3 protein-coding genes are annotated in these 5,179 nt (G+C 48.8%); 2 read left to right on the forward strand and 1 reads right to left on the reverse strand.

Translation table 11 applies throughout. The annotated features are described in order from the left end of the window. Window positions 1–269: 269 nt before the first annotated feature. Entirely contained in the window at window positions 270–1,298 is a 1,029-nt protein-coding gene (locus BZG77_RS14070; RefSeq protein ID WP_077647694.1) for a lipoate--protein ligase, read from the reverse strand. A gap of 310 nt (window positions 1,299–1,608) precedes the next feature. Here BZG77_RS14070 and pheS point away from each other — a divergent pair, with 310 nt between their 5' ends. Together pheS and pheT are read left to right on the forward strand one after the other, a co-directional pair. Continuing rightward, a complete protein-coding gene (gene pheS, locus BZG77_RS14075; RefSeq protein ID WP_077647695.1) occupies window positions 1,609–2,592 on the forward strand; it encodes a phenylalanine--tRNA ligase subunit alpha in 984 nt (327 codons plus the stop codon). Window positions 2,593–2,611: 19 nt separating this feature from the next. Then, window positions 2,612–5,014: a phenylalanine--tRNA ligase subunit beta gene (pheT, locus tag BZG77_RS14080; protein ID WP_077647696.1), complete on the forward strand. Its 2,403-nt coding sequence runs from the start codon at window positions 2,612–2,614 to the stop codon at window positions 5,012–5,014. Window positions 5,015–5,179: the final 165 nt, after the last annotated feature.

The following is a 5,179-nucleotide window of genomic DNA, read 5'->3' on the forward strand; positions in this document are numbered from 1 at the left end:
GCAGTACATTGCCGAAACGTCTTTGGTAAAAACACCCTCCCTATGGTTTGTAACAAAATATGTAAAACTAGATTAATGCTTTTTTATCAAAATTAAAAACTATTATTGAAGCAGTAATGCCGTCATTAATGATGATTTTTATCCGAATAATGAAATTTTGTCGCACTGAACAGCTGTCACCTATAGTGACGTGACAGCTGAGTACGTCTTTGCGTGGGATCAAAAAGAGAGGGAATTATGTGATGGGGGTCACTGTTAATGTGTGCCTATCAAGCGAGAGCATAGCGCAGCCAAAGGGCAATATCCTGATACATGGCCTGGTGGCTTGGATCGACTTCTGCCTGATTGGTGACAAATTGATAGAGTGTTTCCGAGTGATAGGTTTGTCCGATCAACTGGCTTGCCAGTATTTCTAGCGGCCCTGGCGTTAAGCTATCGGTAAATAGCTGACAGTCGGCGATTTCGCCATTTTTTACATCTAAATGCAGCTCAATACCGCCCCATTCGAAGCGCTCATCAAACGTATGCATAAATTGCGGGCTTTTGCCAAAATTCCATTCCCAACTGCACTGTTTTTCATAGATGGCGTTAAAGCCTTCGACATCGGGTTTGGCCTCAGGAGCGATGTATTCAATCTCAGCGGTATTGCCATAGTGGTTAAAGAATGCAGATTTGATCGCATCACTCAGGGCTTGGTGGGTGATCTCCGGGACATAATCGGAAATATTCGCTACCCGCGCGCGTACAGAGGTAATGCCCTTGGCTTGCAGCTTTTTGGGATCAGGCTTGAGGTAATCGCCCAGTCGCGACAAGTTGGCATTAATCAATAGGGTGCCGTGATGAAACCCACGATCTTTTGTCTCTTTGTAGGCTGACCCTGAGATTTTGCGAGCGCCTTCAGGGGTATCCATGGTGAGATCATTGCGTCCACTGGCCGTTGCCTCAATACCGAGTGTTTTTAGCGCATTCAACACAATTTGTGTCGATACCGATTTGTCATAACCGGGCTTGCCGGCCATAAAGGTAAAGTTAGTATTGCCGAGATCATGAAACACGGCGCCACCACCGCTTTGGCGTCGTGCTAACACAACGCCGTCTTGTTCCATTTTACGAGTGTTGCATTCGCGCCATGCATTTTGACCACGCCCGATCACCACCGTATTGTCGTTACGCCAAAGAAAGAGCACATTTTGCGCTGATGACATGGTACGGAAAATCGTATCTTCCACCGCCAAATTAAACCAAGGGTGGGTCGAGGTGGATACAAACACGCGTAAAGGATGATTGTTGTCTTGCATAGTGGCTCCAAATTCGTCGAGATCTCGGCTCGTAGCATAGCAAACTCTTCATCTATGCCAACAAAATGGATAAACCGGTAGCTGATGGCGAGGAAAAATGGCTTAAATGCCGTTTAGCGTTTGGCATTAGTCGTGGCATTAATTAGTATGTAAGGTCAATTTATTACCTGTTCTCTCAGTCAATTGGCATTGAGGCGTATAACAAGACGACTCTGTCAGTTTGCTCAGACAATGGGTGAAACCATGATGTCAGCAGGTATTGTCACGCACCTACCTGGTTTGGACTGCCCAACGGGTCGACGAGGAAACAATGCAACAATTAGAAGAAATTCTTGCGAATGCAACCAATGCGGTGGCCGATGCTGCCTCTGTGGCTGCATTGGATGAAGTCCGGGTAAAATACCTAGGAAAGAAGGGTGAGTTAACCGCACAGCTTCAGGCTTTAGGCAAATTGCCTCCTGAAGAACGCCGCGAAGCGGGTCAGAAGATTAATCAGGCTAAGCAAACCGTGCAGCAGACGATTGCTGAACGTAAGCAAGCACTAGAACGTGCTGAGCTAGAAGCCAAACTGGCCGCCGAAACCATTGATGTGAGCCTGCCAGGCCGCCGGATTGAAAACGGTGGATTGCATCCGGTAACGCGCACCATTGAGCGTATTGAGCAATTTTTTGGTGAGCTTGGTTTTTCGGTGGAAGCTGGACCGGAAGTGGAAGATGGCTTCCATAACTTTGATGCATTGAACATCGCAGCCGATCATCCCGCGCGTACCGATCATGACACCTTCTTCTTTAACCCTGATTTGATGTTGCGTACCCATACCTCGGGCGTTCAGATCCGGACCATGGAAGCCGGCAAGCCGCCATTCCGTATTATTGCGCCAGGCCGTGTTTATCGAAACGATTACGACCAAACGCACACGCCCATGTTCCACCAAGTAGAAGGCTTACTGGTCGATAAAGACATTACCTTTGCCGATCTAAAAGGTATTTTGAACGACTTCCTTCGCAACTTTTTTGAGGAAGATCTCGAAGTACGTTTCCGTCCTTCCTATTTCCCGTTTACCGAGCCCTCAGCGGAAGTCGATGTGCGTCGTAGAGGTGGCAAATGGCTAGAGATCTTAGGTTGTGGCATGGTTCACCCCAATGTCCTGCGGTCGGTGAACATTGACCCAGAGGAATATCAAGGTTTTGCTTTTGGTATCGGGGTTGAGCGCTTAACCATGTTGCGCTACGGCGTCAATGATCTTCGTGCGTTCTTTGAGAACGATCTGCGCTTTTTGAAACAATTTAAGTAATCAGTGGGGCAAGGTAATAATGAAATTCAGTGAATCTTGGTTGAGAGAGTGGGTAAATCCAGCAAACGACACCAACGCGCTTGCCCACCAGATCACCATGGCCGGTCTTGAAGTTGACGAGATTGCCCCCGTGGCTGGCGAGTTTAGCGGTGTGGTTGTGGGTGAGGTGGTGGAATGTGGCCAACACCCTGACGCAGACAAACTGCGGGTCACTAAAATTAATGTTGGTAACGATGAGTTACTGGATATTGTTTGTGGTGCGCCGAATTGTCGCCAAGGCTTAAAAGTGGCGGTAGCCATGGTTGGAGCGGTATTGCCGGGTGATTTTAAAATCAAAAAGGCTAAGCTACGCGGTCAGCCATCATTCGGTATGTTGTGCTCGTTCACCGAGCTGGGTATCGATGTGGAATCGGATGGGATTATCGAATTGCCCGCTGACGCGCCGATTGGTACTGACATCCGTGATTATCTTGCACTCAACGATGTCACCATCGATGTGGATTTGACTCCAAACCGCGCTGATTGTTTGAGCCTACGTGGCTTGGCGCGTGAAGTGGGCGTATTAAACCGCACCGATGTCACAGAGCCTACCATTACGCCTGTTGCTGCTAGCATTGAAGACAAAGTATCGGTGCGCATCGATGCGGCGCAAGCGTGCCCACGTTATCTGGGTCGTGTGGTAAAAAACGTTGATCTTAATGCGCAGAGCCCGTTGTGGATGCAAGAAAAACTGCGTCGCAGTGGTATTCGTTCTATCGATCCTGTGGTGGATGTCACCAACTATGTGATGCTTGAGCAAGGTCAGCCAATGCATGCGTTTGATCTTGGCAAGATTGAAGGTGGCATCGTGGTGCGTTTAGCCGAAGAAGGCGAAGCACTGACCTTACTTGATGGCAATGAAGCCAAACTAAATACGCAAACGCTCGTTATTGCGGATGAGAAAAAAGCGTTGGCGATGGCAGGCATTTTTGGCGGCCAAGAGTCAGGTGTGACCACAGAAACCCAAGATATTCTGTTAGAGTCAGCCTTTTTTGCCCCGGAAGCAATTCGTGGTCGTGCACGTAGCTATGGTCTACACACAGATTCATCTCACCGCTTTGAGCGCGGAGTTGATCCGGCACTGCAAGCCGCAGCGATGGAGCGAGCGACTGAGTTATTGCTGGCTATCTGTGGTGGCGAAGCGGGCGAGATTGTGACGGCTGAGTTCACTAACACCTTGCCAGTTCGTGACACTGTCACTCTTCGTCGTACCAAGCTCGATGGTTTACTCGGGCATGCTATTGACAACAAGGATGTCGACGCCATTTTGACCCGCTTAGGCTGTGCGGTGACGACCACCGATCAAGGTTGGGAAACAACGGCACCAAGCTGGCGTTTTGATATTGCCATCGAGCAAGACTTGATTGAGGAAGTGGGTCGTATCTATGGCTACGACAATATTCCGACCCGTGCGCCGAAAGCTGCACTCACCATGCGCGAATATAAAGAAGCGGCGATGCCACTCAAGCGTGTACGTGATCTTCTGGTTGACCGTGGTTTCCATGAAGCGATCACTTATAGCTTTGTTGAGCCCAAGCAACAGGCGTTGATTGTGCCGAATGTGGCGCCGTTAATCCTGCCAAGCCCCATCTCGGCGGATATGTCCGCGATGCGCTTAAGCTTATTACCTGGTTTGCTCAATACGGTGGCTTATAATCAAAAGCGTCAACAACCGCGCGTGCGTTTGTTTGAGTTTGGTTTACGCTTCACGCCTGAAGGTGATATGAGCGGTGACATACGTCAAGATAACATTCGTCAAGAGCGGATGCTTGCCGGGGTTATTGCCGGACCAAGTAGCGAAGAGCATTGGGATCTGACCAGCGCAACGGTTGATTTCTTTGACTTAAAAGGGGATCTGGAAGCGGTGCTTGAGCTAACCGGTCAGTTGAATGATTTCCGCTTTGTGTCAGCCTCTCATCCTGCGATGCACCCAGGCCAAACTGCAGCGATTGAGTTTGATGGCAATGTTGTCGGGCATATTGGTACGCTACACCCAGAGCTAGAACGCGAGTTTGGCTTAAATGGGCGCACCGTGGTGTTTGAGCTGGAATGGCAAGCGATTGATACGCGCTTTATTCCTGAAGCGGCCGGTCTGTCCAAGTTCCCTGCAAACCGTCGTGATATTGCGGTGATTGCTGATGAGTCGCTTGCATCAGGCGATGTAGTCGCTGCGTGTTTACAAAGCGGTAATGCGCTGATTAAAGATGCACAACTTTTCGACCTGTATACCGGTAAAGGGGTAGAAGACGGGAAGAAGAGCTTAGCGATAGCACTTATTTTACAATCGGGTGAGCGCACCCTAGAAGAGGCCGATATCAGTGACGCGGTGTCGGGTGTCGTGCACAACCTCTCAGAAAAACTGGGCGTGGTCTTGCGAGATTAGCCCTATTTAAGTGAAAAAAGCAGCGGTAACGCTGCTTTTTTTATGCCTAAATGGCCTAACATCTATGCGTTTGAAAAACTGGATAAATTCGCTATTTTTGTTTATTAATTGTTCAATTATTGATAAAAGAGTCTAATATCGACCACAGAGGTTGTCCATTTATAG

The sequence above is a fragment of the Salinivibrio sp. IB643 genome, from assembly GCF_001996105.1.
In the GTDB taxonomy this organism is placed as follows: domain Bacteria; phylum Pseudomonadota; class Gammaproteobacteria; order Enterobacterales; family Vibrionaceae; genus Salinivibrio; species Salinivibrio costicola.